Genomic DNA, 15,389 nt, shown 5'->3' on the forward strand with positions numbered 1-15,389 from the left:
GCGGCTACTCATCGAGGGCCGAGCGCTGTTGCCACAGCGCTCACCATGAGCCCGGATACATTAGCGCAAGCCAGCTTTACCGAAAACAGCCAAAGAGGTTGCAGGAGATGGGCTGACCATACATTTTTCATGAGGCAGTGTTAAGCCCGATCACGTTCCAGCAGCGGCTTGAGGTAGTACCCGGTATGGGACTGCTTCATCTCCGCCACTTCTTCAGGCGTGCCCACGGCAATGATCTGGCCGCCCTTGGAACCGCCTTCCGGACCCAGGTCCACCAGCCAGTCGGCAGTCTTGATCACATCCAGGTTGTGTTCGATCACCACCACGGTATTACCGTGGTCGCGCAGGCGATGCAGGACGTCGAGCAGTTGCTGGATGTCCGCGAAGTGCAGGCCGGTGGTCGGCTCATCAAGGATGTACAGGGTCTTGCCGGTGTCGCGTTTGGACAGCTCGCGGGACAGCTTCACCCGTTGTGCCTCACCCCCCGACAGCGTTGTCGCCGATTGCCCCAGCTTGATGTATGACAGGCCGACATCCATCAACGTCTGGAGCTTGCGCGCCAGGGCTGGAACCGCATCGAAGAACACCCGCGCCTCTTCAATGGTCATCTCCAGGGTTTCGTGGATGCTCTTGCCCTTGTACTTGATCTCCAGGGTTTCACGGTTATAGCGCTTGCTCTTGCAGACGTCGCACGGGACATAGATGTCCGGCAGGAAGTGCATCTCGACCTTGATCAGGCCATCGCCTTGGCACGCTTCGCAGCGTCCCCCCTTCACGTTGAACGAGAAGCGCCCCGGGCCATAACCCCGGGAACGGGATTCCGGAACGCCGGCAAACAGTTCGCGAATCGGCGTGAACAACCCGGTGTAGGTGGCGGGGTTGGAGCGTGGCGTACGGCCGATCGGGCTTTGGTCGATGTCGACCACCTTGTCCAGGTGTTCCAGGCCCTTGATGCCGTCGTGAGCGGCGGCTTCCAGAGTGGTCGCGCCATTCAGTGCCGTGGCGCTAAGAGGGAACAGGGTGTTGTTGATCAGCGTCGACTTGCCGGAACCGGATACGCCGGTCACGCAGGTCAGCAGGCCAATCGGGATATCCAGGTCGACATTGCGCAGGTTGTTGCCCCGGGCACCCTTGAGCGACAGCGAGAGCTTCTTGTTGCGTGGCGTACGCTTGGCCGGCACTTCGATCTTGACCCGGCCGGACAGGTACTTGCCGGTCAGCGAGTCCGGGTGGGCCATGACTTCGGCGGGTGTGCCTTCGGCGACGATATGCCCGCCATGCACGCCCGCGCCCGGGCCGATATCCACCACGTAGTCGGCCAGGCGAATGGCGTCTTCGTCGTGCTCGACCACGATCACGGTGTTGCCGATGTCGCGCAGATGCTTGAGGGTCCCCAGCAAGCGGTCGTTGTCCCGCTGGTGCAGGCCAATCGACGGTTCGTCGAGGATGTACAGCACGCCCACCAGCCCGGCGCCGATCTGGCTGGCCAGGCGAATGCGTTGTGCTTCGCCGCCTGACAGGGTGTCGGCGCTGCGGTCCAGCGACAGGTAGTCGAGGCCGACGTTGACCAGGAACTGCAAGCGCTCGCGGATTTCCTTGAGGATCTTGTCGGCGATTTCGCCGCGGCGACCGGGCAGGCTCAGCGTGCCGAAGTAGTCGCACGCATCACCGATCGGCAGATTGGTCACGGCCGGCAACGTTTTTTCGCCCACCCATACGTGCCGCGCTTCGCGACGCAGGCGGGTGCCACGGCAGTCCGGGCACGGCTGGGTGCTGAGGAACTTGGCCAGCTCTTCGCGTACCGAAGCGGATTCAGTTTCGCGGTAGCGACGGTCCAGGTTCGGCACGATGCCTTCGAACGGGTGTGAGCGTTTGACGATGTCGCCACGGTCGTTCAGGTATTTGAAGTCGACGTTCTGCGTACCGCTGCCATGCAGGATGACTTTTTGCTGGTCCGCCGGCAGTTGGCCGAACGGCACTTCCAGGCTGAAGCCGTAATGCGAGGCCAGTGAGCCGAGCATCTGGAAGTAATAGACGTTACGCCTGTCCCAGCCGCGTATCGCGCCTTCGGCCAGGGTCAGTTCGCTGTTGACCAGGCGCTTGATGTCGAAGAACTGCTTGACCCCCAGGCCGTCACAGGTCGGGCAGGCGCCGGCCGGGTTGTTGAAGGAGAACAGCTTGGGCTCCAGCTCGCTGATGGCGTGGCCGCAGATCGGGCAGGCGAAGCGCGCGGAGAAGATCATCTCCTCGCCTGGCTCGTCGTCCATCGGAGCGACCAGGGCAATGCCATCGGCCAGCTTCAACGCCGTTTCGAAGGATTCGGCCAAGCGCTGTTGCAGGTCGTCGCGCACCTTGAAGCGGTCGACCACGACGTCGATCGAGTGCTTCTTCTGTTTATCCAGCTTGGGCAGTTCGTCCAGCTCGCAGAGCCTGCCGTTGACCCGGGCCCGGACAAAGCCCTGGGCGCGCAGTTCTTCGAAGACCGACAGGTGTTCGCCTTTTCGCTCGCGGATCACCGGGGCCAGCAGCATCAGCTTGCTGCCTTCGGGTTGGGCCAGGACCAGGTCGACCATCTGACTGACGGTCTGGGCTTCCAGTGGAATATCGTGATCCGGGCAGCGCGGAATACCGGCGCGGGCGTAAAGCAGGCGCAGATAGTCGTAGATTTCGGTGATGGTGCCGACGGTGGAGCGCGGGTTGTGCGAGGTTGATTTCTGTTCGATGGAAATCGCGGGCGACAGGCCTTCGATGGTGTCGACGTCAGGCTTTTCCATCATCGACAGGAACTGTCGGGCGTAGGCCGACAGCGATTCGACATAGCGTCGCTGGCCTTCGGCGTACAGCGTGTCGAATGCCAGGGAAGACTTGCCGGACCCGGACAAGCCGGTGATGACGATCAGCTTGTCCCGTGGCAGGGTCAGGTCGATGTTCTTCAGGTTGTGGGTTCGAGCCCCACGAATCAGGATCTTGTCCAAGATGGCCTCGCTTGGCGGGCGTCGAAAACCCAAGAGTATACGGCCAAATACTGGATGGATGCACACTGTCAAATGAGCTCGGCGCAGCCTTACATGAAGAGTCTGTCATCCGTGCGCGTCAAAGCGTCACCCTATACCCCGTCAACCGATGGGACTGGTAGAATCGCCGCCGGTTCACATGAGGTAATTCCATGCACGATCCCCACAGCGAACGCATGAGTGGTAGCGAGACCCGCGCGGCAAGCGGTCTGGCCCTGGTGTTCGCGTTCCGTATGCTTGGCATGTTCATGGTGTTGCCGGTACTGGCGACCTACGGCATGGACCTGGCAGGCGCGACCCCGGCCCTGATCGGCCTGGCGATTGGTGCCTATGGCCTGACACAGGCACTGTTCCAGATTCCGTTCGGGGTGATTTCCGACCGTATCGGTCGGCGCCCGGTGATTTACCTGGGGCTGATCGTCTTCGCCCTGGGCAGTGTGCTGGCTGCCAATGCCGATTCGATCTGGGGCGTGATCGCCGGACGCATCCTGCAAGGCGCCGGGGCGATCTCCGCCGCGGTCATGGCCTTGCTGTCCGACCTGACTCGCGAACAACACCGCACCAAGGCCATGGCCATGATCGGCATGACCATCGGCCTGTCGTTTGCCGTGGCCATGGTGGTCGGGCCGTTGCTGACCCGCGCATTTGGGCTGTCCGGGCTGTTCCTGGCGACGGGTGGCATGGCGCTGATCGGCATCCTGATCGTGATGTTCATGGTGCCGCGCTCCACCGGCCCCCTGCAGCACCGCGAATCCGGCGTGGCCCGCCAGGCCCTGATGCCGACGCTCAAGCACCCGGACCTGCTGCGCCTGGACCTGGGTATTTTTGTGTTGCACGCGATGTTGATGTCGAGCTTCGTCGCCTTGCCGCTGGCGCTGGTCGAGAAGGCCGGGCTGCCCAAGGAGCAGCACTGGTGGGTGTACCTGACCGCGCTGCTGATTTCCTTCTTCGCCATGATCCCGTTCATTATCTACGGCGAGAAGAAACGCAAAATGAAACGAGTTTTACTCGGTGCCGTCGTGACGCTGATGCTCACTGAGCTATTCTTCTGGCAGTTCGGCGACAGCTTGCGGGCTCTGGTGATCGGGACGGTGGTGTTCTTTACCGCCTTCAATCTGCTGGAAGCTTCGTTGCCGTCGCTGATCAGCAAGGTTTCACCGGCAGGCGGCAAGGGCACGGCGATGGGGGTTTACTCCACCAGCCAGTTCCTCGGTTCGGCACTCGGCGGGATCATGGGTGGCTGGATGTTCCAGCATGGCGGTCTGTCGGTTGTGTTCCTCGGATGCGCAGGTCTGGCTGCCCTCTGGCTGGCCTTTGCTGTTACCATGCGTGAACCTCCCTATGTGACGAGCCTGCGCTTGCCGTTATCGCCTGAAGCGGTCCGCGAAGCCGGTCTGGTCGAGCGCCTTTTGGCCGTTGTAGGGGTAACAGATGCCGTTGTAGTCGCCGATGAAGCGGCGATCTACATCAAATTGGACACCGAACTATTGGATCGCACCACCCTCGAGCGCCTGGTCAACAACCCGGCGCCGACAGCGTGCGAAGCCTAGGAGAACGTTATGGCCCGTGGGGTTAACAAAGTCATATTGGTCGGCACTTGCGGCCAGGATCCCGAAGTTCGCTACTTGCCTAACGGTAATGCCGTGACCAACCTGAGTCTGGCGACCAGCGAACAGTGGACCGACAAGCAAACCGGTCAGAAAGTCGAAAAGACCGAATGGCACCGTGTGTCGATGTTCGGCAAGGTTGCAGAGATCGCCGGCGAATACCTGCGTAAAGGTTCGCAGGTCTACATCGAAGGGAAGCTGCAGACCCGCGAGTGGGAAAAAGACGGTATCAAGCGTTACACCACCGAAATCGTGGTCGACATGCAAGGCACCATGCAGTTGCTGGGCGGCCGTCCACAGGGCGATCAACAAGGCCAGGGCGGCGGTAACAACTACCAGCAATCCGCTCCGCGCCAGCAGGCTCCGCGTCCTGCACCGCAACAACAGCCGCAGCGTGAGTCGCGTCCAGCGCCACAGCAACAGGCCGCACCGCAGCCGGCTGCGGATTTCGACAGCTTTGATGACGATATTCCGTTCTAAGGCAGCAACACGCTTCAAGCCACAAGCTGCAAGCTAAAAAAAACCGCGCTTCGGTCCACGAAGCGCGGTTTTTTTGCTTTTGCTTGTCGCTAAAAGCTTGCCGCTTAACGCTGCGCGAAGCGCAACATATCCGCATTCACCTGCTCTTTATGGGTATCCGTCAGCCCATGGGGTGCCCCCGGATAGACGATCAGTTCGGCGTGCTCGATCAATCGCTTGCTCTCCAGCCCTGCCGCCTGGATCGGCACGATCTGGTCATCGTCGCCATGGATGATCAGCGTCGGCACATCAAACTTCTGCAAATCCTCGCGAAAGTCGGTTTCCGAAAACGCCTTGATGCTGTCGAGGGTGTTTTTGTGACCGCCCATCATGCCTTGCATCCAGAACGAATCGATCAGCCCTTGGGATGATGTCGCGCCTGGGCGGTTGAAGCCGAAGAACGGGCCGCCGGCAATGTCCTTGTACAGCTGCGAGCGGTCGGCGATGGAGCCGGCGCGGATGCCGTCGAAGACTTCGATCGGCAGACCCTTGGGGTTCGTTTCGGTTTTGAGCATCAAGGGCGGTACAGCGGAAATCAGCCCGGCCTTGGCCAGGCGCCGGGTGCCGTGGCGGCCAATGTAACGCGCGACTTCACCGCCGCCGGTGGAGAAGCCGAAGAGGATCACGTTGTTCAGGTCCAGGTGTTCGATCAGCTCGGCGAGGTCGTCGGCGTAGTGATCCATGTCGTTGCCATCCCACGGCTGGCTCGAGCGCCCGTGACCGCGGCGATCATGGGCGATGGCGCGAAAGCCGTTGTTGGCAAAGTGCAGCATCTGCGATTCCCAACTGTCGGCGCTCAGTGGCCAACCGTGGCTGAACACCACTGGTTGCCCGTGGCCCCAGTCCTTGTAATACAGGGTGTTGCCTTCGCGAGTCGTGAGAGTAGCCATGTCTTTCGTCTCCAATGAATGCTCAGGTGGGTGAGGCTCAGTGGTGGGCAGCCAGAAACGTTTCGGTGGACACCACATTGGCGTAGGCAAAGCCCAGGGCCGACATGAACGCGGCATGGACCTGGGCGGCCGGCACAACAAGACCGTTGAACTCCAGGTCACGGGTCGCACAGGCGTCGTGGATGACCGTCACGGTGTAGCCAAGGTCGGCCGCGGCTCGAGTGATGCCATCGACGCACATGTGACTCATGCTGCCGACGATCACCAGGCTCTCGATGCCTTGCTGGTCGAGGATTGACTGTAGTTCGGTTTCACGGAACGAGTTGACGAAGTGCTTGAGCACCACCGATTCGTCAGGGCGGTTGAGGACTTTGGGGTGCAGCTTCGCGCCTTCGGAGCCCGGGGTGAAAAACGGTGCCGCGTCGGCATTGAATTCGTGGCGAACGTGCACCACCTGATCACCGGCCTCGCGAAAGGCCTGGATCAGTTTCGCCGCGTTATCGGCGGCGGCGTCTGCACCGACCAGCGGCCATTTGCCTTGGGGGAAGTAGTCATTCTGGATATCGACTACGATGAGTGCTTGCTTGGCCATGGGTGTTTCCTCGAACGGTTGGATGTGGCACGAAGTATCGGGTTTGGCAGGCGTTTCGAGGATTGGCCGCACCGACAATAGCAGGGGGAAAACTGACAATGGGCATGGCTCGCGCAGTCGCCGAATTGGGCGTGCTGATCTATCCCGGCGCACAGCTGGCCGCGGTACACGGCTTGACCGATCTGTTTGGCGTTGCCAACCGCATTGCCACCGAGCATCGGAGCGCGCAACTGCCGCTGTTGCGGATCAGCCACTGGCAAGTGGATGCCGACCAAGCACCCAGACGTACCTACGACAGTCATCCCGGTCCCGAAGGGGCGCTGGTGGCACTGTTGATCCCGCCGTCGATTGGCGGTTTTTCCGAAGGCCAGGCATCACCCGCGCTGATCGAATGGATACGTCAGCAACACGCTGCTGGCGCGACCTTGGGGGGCGTGTGTGTAGGCTCGATCCTGCTGGCCGAAAGCGGTCTGCTCGACGGTCGCAGCGCCACCACCCACTGGACCTCGGCCAAGCCGTTCGCCGCGCGTTACCCGAAGATCAAACTCCATGCCCATAAGCCCATCGTCGACGATGGCGACCTGATCACCACTGCCGGCCTGATGGCTTGGTCCGAGCTGGGGTTGCGGCTGGTCGACCGCTTGCTGGGGCCGAGCATCGCCACTGGCACCGCGCGTTTCCTGGTGGTCGAGCACAGTGACAGCGCCAGTCAGTGCGGCAGCAACTTTGCGCCGATCCTGAGCCATGGCGACGCGGCGATTCTCAAGGTTCAGCACTGGTTGCAAGGCAATGGCGCGGTGGAGGTTTCACTGAGCGTGATGGCGCAGCAGGCCGGGCTTGAGGAACGGACGTTCCTGCGGCGTTTTCGGGCGACGACGGGTTTGAAACCCACTGAGTACTGCCAGCACCTGAGAGTCGGCAAGGCCCGGGAGATGCTTGAATTCAGCAACGGCACCATTGATCACATTGCCTGGAGCGTGGGTTATGCGGATCCCGGAGCGTTTCGCGCCACGTTCAAGAAAATCACCGGGTTGACGCCCAGCGATTACCGCGCCCGGTTCGGTGTGAGCCCTTCGCCAGTCGTGTCGCGATAGGGGGGGCGAGTTGATCGTGCAGCATGCCGGAGTGCCGGTCGTCGTCGTGCAGAATAAAACGCAGCCGCAGCCACTACTGTTGTAACAGCGGGTGGAGGTTGCCCGTGTCGGGCTGTCGGTGGGGTTGGCCTGATCCCTGCTCCCCTTCAGCGACATTCATCGAGCGCATATGGCAGGGGGACGCATGACCCCGACAAATCGCAAAAAGCTGGTGGTTGCCCACTCGACCCGAGCCGAGGCGCCGCTTCACGAAGTCGAGACCAACCGTGCGCTGGCCCAATGGCTGGCGCAGATTCTCGGCTGGCCGTACGGCGGCAGCTTTGACCCGGACCTGCATGGCGGGCGCGACCTCTACCTGCTGCCCAGCCAGACCCTGGTCGGCGCTGCCGAGGCCCGGCAACTGGGGGTCAAGGGGCCGGAGGATCTGTGGGGCGGCTACGTTGACCATGCTTTCATCTGCACCAAGGCGATTGTTCACGGTTTATTGAACCGGGATGCGCTGGCGCCTGAAGGCTGGGTCGCGCTGTTCCCCGAGCGGGTGCGCAAGGTGGTGCTCGAGGGCATCAGCGTGTTTTCGCTGGCGGACGCGCGGCTGGCGGCCGAGCAGTTGCTCGAGCACGGTCCGATCCGCCTGAAGCCGATTCATGCCTGCGCCGGACGTGGCCAAGAGGTGATCCGCAACCTCGACTTCTTCAGAAAGATCCTCACCCGTCCCGATACCGACGCGTTGTTCGCCGCCGGGGTGGTGCTGGAACAGGAGCTGAAAAACGTCGTGACCCACAGCGTGGGCCAGAGCTTCATCGGCGACAGGGTCCTGAGCTATTGCGGCCAGCAACACCTGACCGAGGACGGGCAGGGCGAGAAGGTCTATGGCGGTTCGGACTTGCTGGTGGTGCAGGGCTACTACGACGACCTGCTCAAATTACCGCTGGCCGATGACGTACGTCTGGCGATCGAGCAGGCGCAGGTGTTCGACAGCGCGGCGGACGAGTCCTACCCCGGGTTCTATGCCTCGCGCCGCAACTACGATATTGCCCAGGGGCTGGACGCCCATGGCCAGAAGCGTAGCGGCGTACTCGAGCAGTCCTGGCGCGTGGGCGGTGCCAGCAGTGCGGAGGTGGCGGCCTTGCAGAGCTTCGTCAATCACCCGGCGGTGGACGCGGTCTGCGTGTCGGCGGTGGAAACCTACAGTGACCGCCCCTTGCCCGCAGGCGCCATCGAGGTCTATCGCGGCCCGGCAGCAAACAGTGAATGCCTGCTCAAGTACGTAACGGTCAAACCCTATGACGGCCAAAAGTGAAACCATTGACATCGAGATCGACGGCGAATGCATGAGCGCGACCTTCCTCACCCCCAAATCCAGGGTGCCTGGCGTGTTGTTCGTGCATGGCTGGGGCGGTAGCCAGGAGCGGGACCTGGAGCGGGCCAAGGGCATCGCCGGCCTTGGCTGCGTGTGCCTGACCTTCGACCTGCGCGGGCACACCGGTGGCACGGGCATTCCCCTGTCCCGTGTCACCCGTGAAGACAACCTCAGGGATTTGCTGGCGGCCTATGACCGCTTGCTCGCACACCCGGCCATCGATACCTCGGCGGTGGCGGTGGTGGGGACCAGTTATGGCGGCTACCTGGCGGCCATCCTCAGCACGTTGCGTCCGGTGCGTTGGCTGGCGTTGCGAGTCCCGGCGCTGTACCGCGACGAGCGGTGGGACGCCCCCAAGCGTGACCTCGACAAACAGGATCTGCTGGATTACCGCAGTCGACTGGTGCCCGCCGATAGCAATCGAGCGTTGCATGCCTGCTCGCAATTTACCGGCGATGTGCTGCTGGTGGAGTCGCAAAGTGATGAGCATGTGCCTCACGCGACGTTGATGAGTTATCGCACGGCGTTTCAGCATACCCATTCCATGACTCACCGGATCATCGATGGCGCCGATCACGCCCTGAGCGAGCCGGTGGGGCAGCAGGCCTATACGTCGATCCTGGTCGGCTGGATCACTGAAATGGTGGTGGGTGAGCGTCTGAGCATTATTCAGTCGAGCTGAAGGCTGAACTGTTTGCAGCGAGGAGAGTGATCGGGTTCAGTCAGGTTTTTTCGCGATGCGCAGCGCCCTGGCCCGGGCTTCGATCAGCAGGTACATGCCCACGGCGATTAGCAGTGGCAGGATAAAATAGATCGCCCGATAGGCAATCAGCCCGGCAATCAGGCTGCTGCGCGAGGCCTGGTGTTGCAGCAGTGCGACGAACACCGCCTCAAGCACGCCGAGCCCGGCGGGAATGTGGGTGATGACCCCGGCGATGGCGCTGATCAGCAAGACCCCGAGTACCAACGGGTAGTCGAGCTTGCCGGGCAACAGGGTGAAGATCACTGCCGCCATCAACGACCAGTTCAGCGCACCCAATGCCAGTTGCAGTAATGCCATGCGCGCAGAGGGCAGGTTGATTTCCACACCGCGAACCACCCACCCGCGACGCCCGGAAAACCGGCAAGCTGTCAGATACCCCGTACTCACCAACAGCAACAGGACTCCTACGCCTTGCAGCACGGCGCTGCTGAGTGTCCAGCCCGGCGGTATGCGCACCAGGCCGCTGCTGAAGATCGCACCGGCCACGGCCATGTAGCCAAGCCAGTTTGTGGTCAGGCTCAATCCCAGGATTCTGGCGATATTGCCTTTGCTCACGCCCAGCCGCGAATACAAGCGATAGCGCATGGCGACGCCCCCGACCCAGGCGCTGAGGTTGAGGTTGAAGGCGTAGCTGATGACGCCCACGGGCAGGACTTGCCGCCAGCTCAGGCGTTGGCGGATGTAGGTGCGGCCGATCAGGTCGAAGCAGGCGTAGGTCAGGAAGCTCAGCACAGTGAACATCGAGGCGATGATCAGCGTGCGCACTTTGAACGCGGCCAGGGTGTCGAACACTTCGTTCCAGTCGATGCGTTGGGCGAGCAGTGTGAACAGCACGATCAGCAGTAAAAAGAACAGCGCGGTGAGGGGTTTCTTCACGCGATGCCAGCGCGAGTGCCACTGTCCGGCATGGGACTCAGGGCGGTTCATGGGGTTCACCGGCGGGCTGGGTGGGCGCTGTGAATGGCTGCAGGCGGGCTTTGTGCGCCGGTAGCCAGCCGGCCCAGGCAGGAAAATGGCGCAGGCAGTGAAAGACCAGGAAGCCGATGGTCATGCGCCACAGCAACCCGCGGGGTGACGGGTTGACGGGCATGACGGTGCAATGCTCGTGGCTCAGTTGATCCAGGCGCTCGAACAGTTCGCGATTAAACGCCCGGTCGCGAATCAGCACATTGGCTTCAAGGTTCAGCGACAGGCTCAAGGGGTCGAGGTTGCTGGAGCCGACGGTGCTCCAGTCTTCGTCCACCAGGGCCACTTTGCCGTGCAGCGGGCGGTCGCAGTATTCGTAGATCGCCACCCCGGATTTTTGCAGGTAGTCATAGGTCAGGCGCGCCGCGAGTTTGGCCACCCGCATGTCTGGCTGGCCTTGCAGAATCAGGCGCACCTCGACACCACGGCGGGCGGCGTTGCGAATCTCGCGCAGCAGGTGATAGCCCGGAAAGAAGTAGGCGTTGGCGATCAGCACACGGCGCTGGGCACTGCGTAGCGCCTGCAAGTACGCGTCTTCGATGTCCCGCGGGTGATCGCGGTTATCGCGGTAAACCAATCGCACCTGGCCACCGTGATCGTTGAGCGCCAATTCCGTACGCTGGCGCTTGCGGCGCCGCCAGCCATAGCGGGCCCTGGCACGGCGCCCGTTTTGCACCAGCACAAAGTGATGGATATCCACCACCGCCGGTCCTTCGATCAGGACGGCGTAATCCTGTTTGGCTTCGGGGCCGAAGTCGGCCAGGTGATCAGCGCTGAAGTTGATCCCGCCGATAAACGCGATGGCGCCATCCACCACCACGATCTTGCGGTGCAGGCGACGGAACCAGTTGGTGCGAATGCCCAGGCGTCGCGGTGCCGGGTCGAACAGTTGCAACTGAACCCCGGCATCGCACATCGCCAGCAGGAATTCACTGGCCACTTCACCGCAGCCAAAGCCGTCCAGGCTGACGGTGACCCGCACACCCCGCTGCGCGGCCTCGATCAGAATCTGCTGCAATTCGTTGCCGACTTTGTCCTCGAACAGGATGAAGGTCTCCAGCAGGATTTCGTGCTTGGCCTGACGCAATGCCTCGAACACCTTGGGGAAGTAGGCCTCGCCGTTTTCCAGCAATTCGACGCGGTTACTGCCGTGCCAGCCATAATCGAGGTCACACAGAGCAGGGTCGCTGAGGGCCGGGCCCGGTGTCCCGGTGGTGGGCCTGAGCCCTGTTTTTTCCAGGGGGGCGCTGCTCATGGCTCGATCTCCACCGACAGCGGGACGTGATCGGAAAGGTGTGACCAGGGGCGCGCGGCCAGTACCTGCGGGCGATGAGCCTTGAGATTGCGCACGTAGATGCGGTCCAGGCGCAGCATTGGCAGCCGTGCCGGGAAACTGCGCGCCGGTTTGCCGTGGTGTTCGGCAAACACTTCGCGCAGTCCCCAGGGTTTGAGCAGGGTGTCGGCGCGCTGGCGCCAATCGTTGAAGTCGCCGGCGACAATCACTTTCGCCTCCGCCGGCAAGCCGTCCAGACGCTGGATCAGCAGTGCGAGCTGTTGAGTCCGATGGCTTTCACGCAGGCCCAGGTGCACACAGATGGCATGCACGTACTGGCTGTCACCCGGCAGGCACAGCACGCAATGCAGCAGGCCTCGGCCCTCGTGGCCACTGATGGATATGTCGAGGTTGTCATGGCCAATGATCTGGAATTTCGACAGCAGGGCGTTGCCGTGGTCACCTTCCGGATACACCGCGTTACGCCCGTAGGCAAACTGCGGCCACAGGCTGTCGGCCAGGAACTCGTACTGGGGCATGCTCGGCCAGCGGCTGTAGCGCCGGGAATGGAGCTCGTGGGTGCCATGGACCTCCTGCAAAAACACCACGTCGGCGGACACACTGTGCACCGCGTCGCGCAATTCAGGCAGGATGAAGCGCCGGTTCAGTGCGGCGAAGCCCTTGTGGGTATTGACCGTCAGCACAGTGAAACGGCGCACGCTGGCGGGGCGTTCGATCAGTCCGTCCGGTTGACACGCGTACTCACCGTTTCCACAGTCAAACGCCGCCATGTGTCCTCCCGCCGAATAGTCTTCGAGCTGCCCCTGTTTGTTGATGACCGCCGGGTCATCAAGAAAGTTTCGATGGGGCTACGGACGGTATAGGGAGGGAAATGCGCGGGTGTCAGAGCGCCGATGGGCATCTACGCTTGTAGCAACCGCTCAAGGCTGCGATCTTCTGTGTTCACCACTCATCGTCAATAGGAGCGCCGCGTTTTGGCTCATCTCAAGACTGCGATCTGGCTCGCGTTACTGCTGTGCATCGCCAGCCCCCAATGGTCGGAGGCGGCACTGCCCGGGCTGGCGGCCGTGAAGGGGACCGCGACAACCGCGGCACCCGAACCGATCGTGCAGGGCGGTCTGCTCGGGGCAATCAGTAACAGCATCGATGACGCACAGGAAAAACTCGATCTCAATGAGCACCTGGTCGAAGCCTGGCGCGAGCGGGCGGACCGGGCAGTCGATGAGGTGGACCAGTTGGTCAACGAGCCGTCGCCTCGTTCGAGCTGGCGCGTGACTGGCGACTTCGTGTTGTTGACCTGTGTGTGGATCGGTCTTTTTGCGCTGCTGCGACTGCTGGGGGGCATGCTGGCCAAGCGCCTTGCAACGTCACGCATATTGCGTGCCCGCGAACGCGGCCGGGCGTTGCTCGACTACTTGCTGGGCTACACCTTGCCGGCCGCGGTCAGCCTGCCCGTGACGCTCTATATCAGCCTGCTTCTGCAAGCCTCGGCCGGTCGGGCGCTGGCACTGTGCCTGGCCTACGCCACCAGTGCCGGCCTGTTCGCGGCTTCGCTGCTGTTGTCGCTGGTGGTGCTGTTCAACGTCGGGCACAAACGGAGTGCGGTGCGGATCGTTCGCCAGCACTGCCCAAGACCGTTGTTCCTGATGGGGTTTCTGGTTGCCCTCAGCGACGCCTTGACCAGCCCGCAGATCGCCCACCGCCTGGGCGACAACCTCACCAGCAGTATCGCGGTGTTTACCGGGGTGTCGGCGTCGATCATTTTCGGCCTGCTGGTGATTCGCTTGCGCCGGCCAGTCGGCCAGATGATCCGGATTCTGCCACTGGCCCAGCGGACCAGTCAGCCGGCATTGCGCGAGACATTGCGGGTCTTTTCCGGCGTCTGGTACTGGCCGATTCTGTTGATGGTGCTGGTCTCGGTGATCAACCTGATCGGCATTGGCGACGACAACCAGAAGGTGCTGCGCTGCGCGTTGTTCACCACCATCCTGCTGATTGCCACCGTGTTCATCAGCACCATGCTGCAACACATGTTCAAGTCCTCCGGTGCGCTGGCGGCGCAGCGCAGCAGTGCCTATAAAGAGCGTTTTCTCACTCTGTCCCACGCCTTGCTGCGGATCCTCATGGCGATTGCCTTCATCGACATCCTGGGGCGGATCTGGGGTGTGTCGTTGTTCGAGTTCGCGGTCAGCAATGCCGTTGGCCGGGCGATCAGCGACTCCCTGAGCCGCATCGGCTTGATCTTCCTGATCACCTGGCTGGTGTGGGTAGTGCTGGACACGGCCATCCATGAGGCGCTCAAGCCCCCGGTCAACAAGCGCAATGCCCGCCAGCCCAGCACCCGGATCAAAACCATCCTGCCGCTGCTGCGCAACGCGATCAAAATCATCCTGGTGGTGATCTGCGCGATCACCACCATGGCCAACCTGGGGATCAACGTCGCTCCCTTCCTGGCGGGTGCCGGGGTGGTGGGGCTGGCAATTGGTTTCGGCTCGCAGCAGTTGGTGCAGGACGTGATCACCGGGTTGTTCATCATCGTCGAAGACACCCTGTCGATTGGCGATTGGGTGGTGCTCGACTCGGGCCATGCCGGCACGGTGGAAGGGTTGACCATCCGCACTCTGCGTCTGCGTGACGGCAAGGGGTTCGTGCACTCGGTGCCATTCGGGCAGATCAAGGCCGTCACCAACCAGTCGCGGCAGTTCGCCTTTGCGTATTTCTCGGTGCAATTCACCTATGACACCGACGTCGACAAGGCCATCTTGTTGATCCGCGAGGCGGGCCGCTCGATCAGCGAAGACCCGTTCCTCAAGTACAACCTGCAGGGGCCGCTGGAGGTCTTCGGTGTCGACAAGATGGACCTCAACGGCATTGTCCTGACGGCGCAGTTCCGTACCGTATCGGGCGGGCAGTATGCGGTGAACAGGGCGTTCAACCTGCGCTTGAAAAAGCTTGTGGATAACAGTCCGTGGGTGCATTTCGCGCAAACTTATCCACAGCAGGTGTTGTTGCATGAGCGACACTTGGACAAACCCGAGGACAAGCATGACGAAGACGCTGGCGCCAAGGACAGTCCGGGGGTGGTGCTGCCTCAGCCGACACGCAACCTGTAACCCCCTTGCCTCAACACATTCATTGGCCAGAGGGTGGGCGTGTAACGGGGCGATCTACACTTTACGGGTGACGGTTGCGCTTTAAACCCGCAAAATGCAAGGATTCTGGCAATTCTCAACGACAACGCCCGTGGGTGCTGTCGACACAACCATCGTTCCAAACAGACTGGGCCTGCT

General features: G+C 62.0%; 12 protein-coding genes. 6 read left to right on the forward strand and 6 right to left on the reverse strand.

Features of this window, described 5'->3' with window-relative positions:
• Positions 1 to 140: 140 nt before the first annotated feature.
• On the reverse strand, positions 141 to 2,975 hold the full coding sequence (uvrA, locus tag CKW07_RS13455) for an excinuclease ABC subunit UvrA (RefSeq protein ID WP_095145342.1): 2,835 nt from the start codon (positions 2,973 to 2,975) through the stop codon (positions 141 to 143).
• Positions 2,976 to 3,166: 191 nt separating this feature from the next.
• Between uvrA and CKW07_RS13460 the strand changes: the two genes are divergently transcribed.
• Positions 3,167 to 4,564 carry an MFS transporter gene (locus CKW07_RS13460; protein WP_095145343.1) on the forward strand — a complete coding sequence of 466 codons (1,398 nt, stop codon included), beginning with the start codon at positions 3,167 to 3,169 and terminating at the stop codon, positions 4,562 to 4,564.
• 9 nt (positions 4,565 to 4,573) lie between these two features.
• Positions 4,574 to 5,101 (forward strand): single-stranded DNA-binding protein, encoded by a 528-nt coding sequence (locus CKW07_RS13465; protein ID WP_095080439.1) that lies wholly within the window; start codon positions 4,574 to 4,576, stop codon positions 5,099 to 5,101.
• 104 nt (positions 5,102 to 5,205) lie between these two features.
• On the opposite strand, the gene CKW07_RS13470 is transcribed toward CKW07_RS13465, so the two are convergent.
• Positions 5,206 to 6,030 carry an alpha/beta fold hydrolase gene (locus CKW07_RS13470; RefSeq protein ID WP_095145344.1) on the reverse strand — a complete coding sequence of 275 codons (825 nt, stop codon included), beginning with the start codon at positions 6,028 to 6,030 and terminating at the stop codon, positions 5,206 to 5,208.
• A 37-nt stretch (positions 6,031 to 6,067) separates the two neighbouring features.
• Positions 6,068 to 6,622, reverse strand: coding sequence for a cysteine hydrolase family protein (locus CKW07_RS13475; RefSeq protein ID WP_095145345.1), 555 nt, complete (start codon positions 6,620 to 6,622; stop codon positions 6,068 to 6,070).
• Positions 6,623 to 6,720: 98 nt separating this feature from the next.
• On the opposite strand from CKW07_RS13475, the gene CKW07_RS13480 reads away from it, so the two are divergent.
• From CKW07_RS13480 to CKW07_RS13490, 3 genes are all read left to right on the forward strand, one after another.
• A complete protein-coding gene (locus CKW07_RS13480; RefSeq protein ID WP_095145346.1) occupies positions 6,721 to 7,716 on the forward strand; it encodes a GlxA family transcriptional regulator in 996 nt (331 codons plus the stop codon).
• A 184-nt stretch (positions 7,717 to 7,900) separates the two neighbouring features.
• The gene (locus CKW07_RS13485) at positions 7,901 to 9,016 is read left to right on the forward strand and encodes a DUF3182 family protein (protein WP_095145347.1); all 1,116 of its coding nucleotides are present in this window, start codon (positions 7,901 to 7,903) and stop codon (positions 9,014 to 9,016) included.
• Positions 9,000 to 9,758 carry a S9 family peptidase gene (locus tag CKW07_RS13490; RefSeq protein ID WP_095145348.1) on the forward strand — a complete coding sequence of 253 codons (759 nt, stop codon included), beginning with the start codon at positions 9,000 to 9,002 and terminating at the stop codon, positions 9,756 to 9,758. The genes CKW07_RS13485 and CKW07_RS13490 overlap by 17 nt, the downstream gene beginning before the upstream one ends.
• A gap of 36 nt (positions 9,759 to 9,794) precedes the next feature.
• Here CKW07_RS13490 and CKW07_RS13495 read toward each other — a convergent pair whose 3' ends face one another.
• Genes CKW07_RS13495 through CKW07_RS13505 form a run of 3 tightly spaced genes read right to left on the reverse strand, consistent with a single transcriptional unit; the run spans position 9,795 to position 12,869 of the window.
• The gene (locus CKW07_RS13495; protein WP_095145349.1) at positions 9,795 to 10,766 is read right to left on the reverse strand and encodes a lysylphosphatidylglycerol synthase domain-containing protein; all 972 of its coding nucleotides are present in this window, start codon (positions 10,764 to 10,766) and stop codon (positions 9,795 to 9,797) included.
• The gene (clsB, locus tag CKW07_RS13500; RefSeq protein ID WP_095145350.1) at positions 10,753 to 12,060 is read right to left on the reverse strand and encodes a cardiolipin synthase ClsB; all 1,308 of its coding nucleotides are present in this window, start codon (positions 12,058 to 12,060) and stop codon (positions 10,753 to 10,755) included. The genes CKW07_RS13495 and clsB overlap by 14 nt, the downstream gene beginning before the upstream one ends.
• Positions 12,057 to 12,869, reverse strand: a complete 813-nt coding sequence (locus CKW07_RS13505) for an endonuclease/exonuclease/phosphatase family protein (RefSeq protein ID WP_095145351.1) — start codon at positions 12,867 to 12,869, stop codon at positions 12,057 to 12,059. The genes clsB and CKW07_RS13505 overlap by 4 nt, the downstream gene beginning before the upstream one ends.
• A 204-nt stretch (positions 12,870 to 13,073) precedes the next feature.
• Here CKW07_RS13505 and CKW07_RS13510 point away from each other — a divergent pair, with 204 nt between their 5' ends.
• Positions 13,074 to 15,212, forward strand: coding sequence for a mechanosensitive ion channel family protein (locus CKW07_RS13510; RefSeq protein WP_095145352.1), 2,139 nt, complete (start codon positions 13,074 to 13,076; stop codon positions 15,210 to 15,212).
• Positions 15,213 to 15,389 lie beyond the last annotated feature (177 nt).

The organism is Pseudomonas sp. Irchel s3b6 (assembly GCF_900187415.1).
In the GTDB taxonomy this organism is placed as follows: Bacteria; Pseudomonadota; Gammaproteobacteria; order Pseudomonadales; family Pseudomonadaceae; genus Aquipseudomonas.

Coding starts and splice junctions, on each gene's coding strand:
- CKW07_RS13470 (WP_095145344.1), bottom strand. CDS start 6,030: ATGGCTACTCTCACGACTCGCGAAGGCAACACCCTGTATTACAAGGAC.
- CKW07_RS13475 (WP_095145345.1), bottom strand. CDS start 6,622: ATGGCCAAGCAAGCACTCATCGTAGTCGATATCCAGAATGACTACTTC.
- CKW07_RS13485 (WP_095145347.1), top strand. CDS start 7,901: ATGACCCCGACAAATCGCAAAAAGCTGGTGGTTGCCCACTCGACCCGA.
- CKW07_RS13460 (WP_095145343.1), top strand. CDS start 3,167: ATGCACGATCCCCACAGCGAACGCATGAGTGGTAGCGAGACCCGCGCG.
- CKW07_RS13495 (WP_095145349.1), bottom strand. CDS start 10,766: ATGAACCGCCCTGAGTCCCATGCCGGACAGTGGCACTCGCGCTGGCAT.
- clsB (WP_095145350.1), bottom strand. CDS start 12,060: ATGAGCAGCGCCCCCCTGGAAAAAACAGGGCTCAGGCCCACCACCGGG.
- CKW07_RS13490 (WP_095145348.1), top strand. CDS start 9,000: ATGACGGCCAAAAGTGAAACCATTGACATCGAGATCGACGGCGAATGC.
- CKW07_RS13505 (WP_095145351.1), bottom strand. CDS start 12,869: ATGGCGGCGTTTGACTGTGGAAACGGTGAGTACGCGTGTCAACCGGAC.
- CKW07_RS13480 (WP_095145346.1), top strand. CDS start 6,721: ATGGGCATGGCTCGCGCAGTCGCCGAATTGGGCGTGCTGATCTATCCC.
- CKW07_RS13465 (WP_095080439.1), top strand. CDS start 4,574: ATGGCCCGTGGGGTTAACAAAGTCATATTGGTCGGCACTTGCGGCCAG.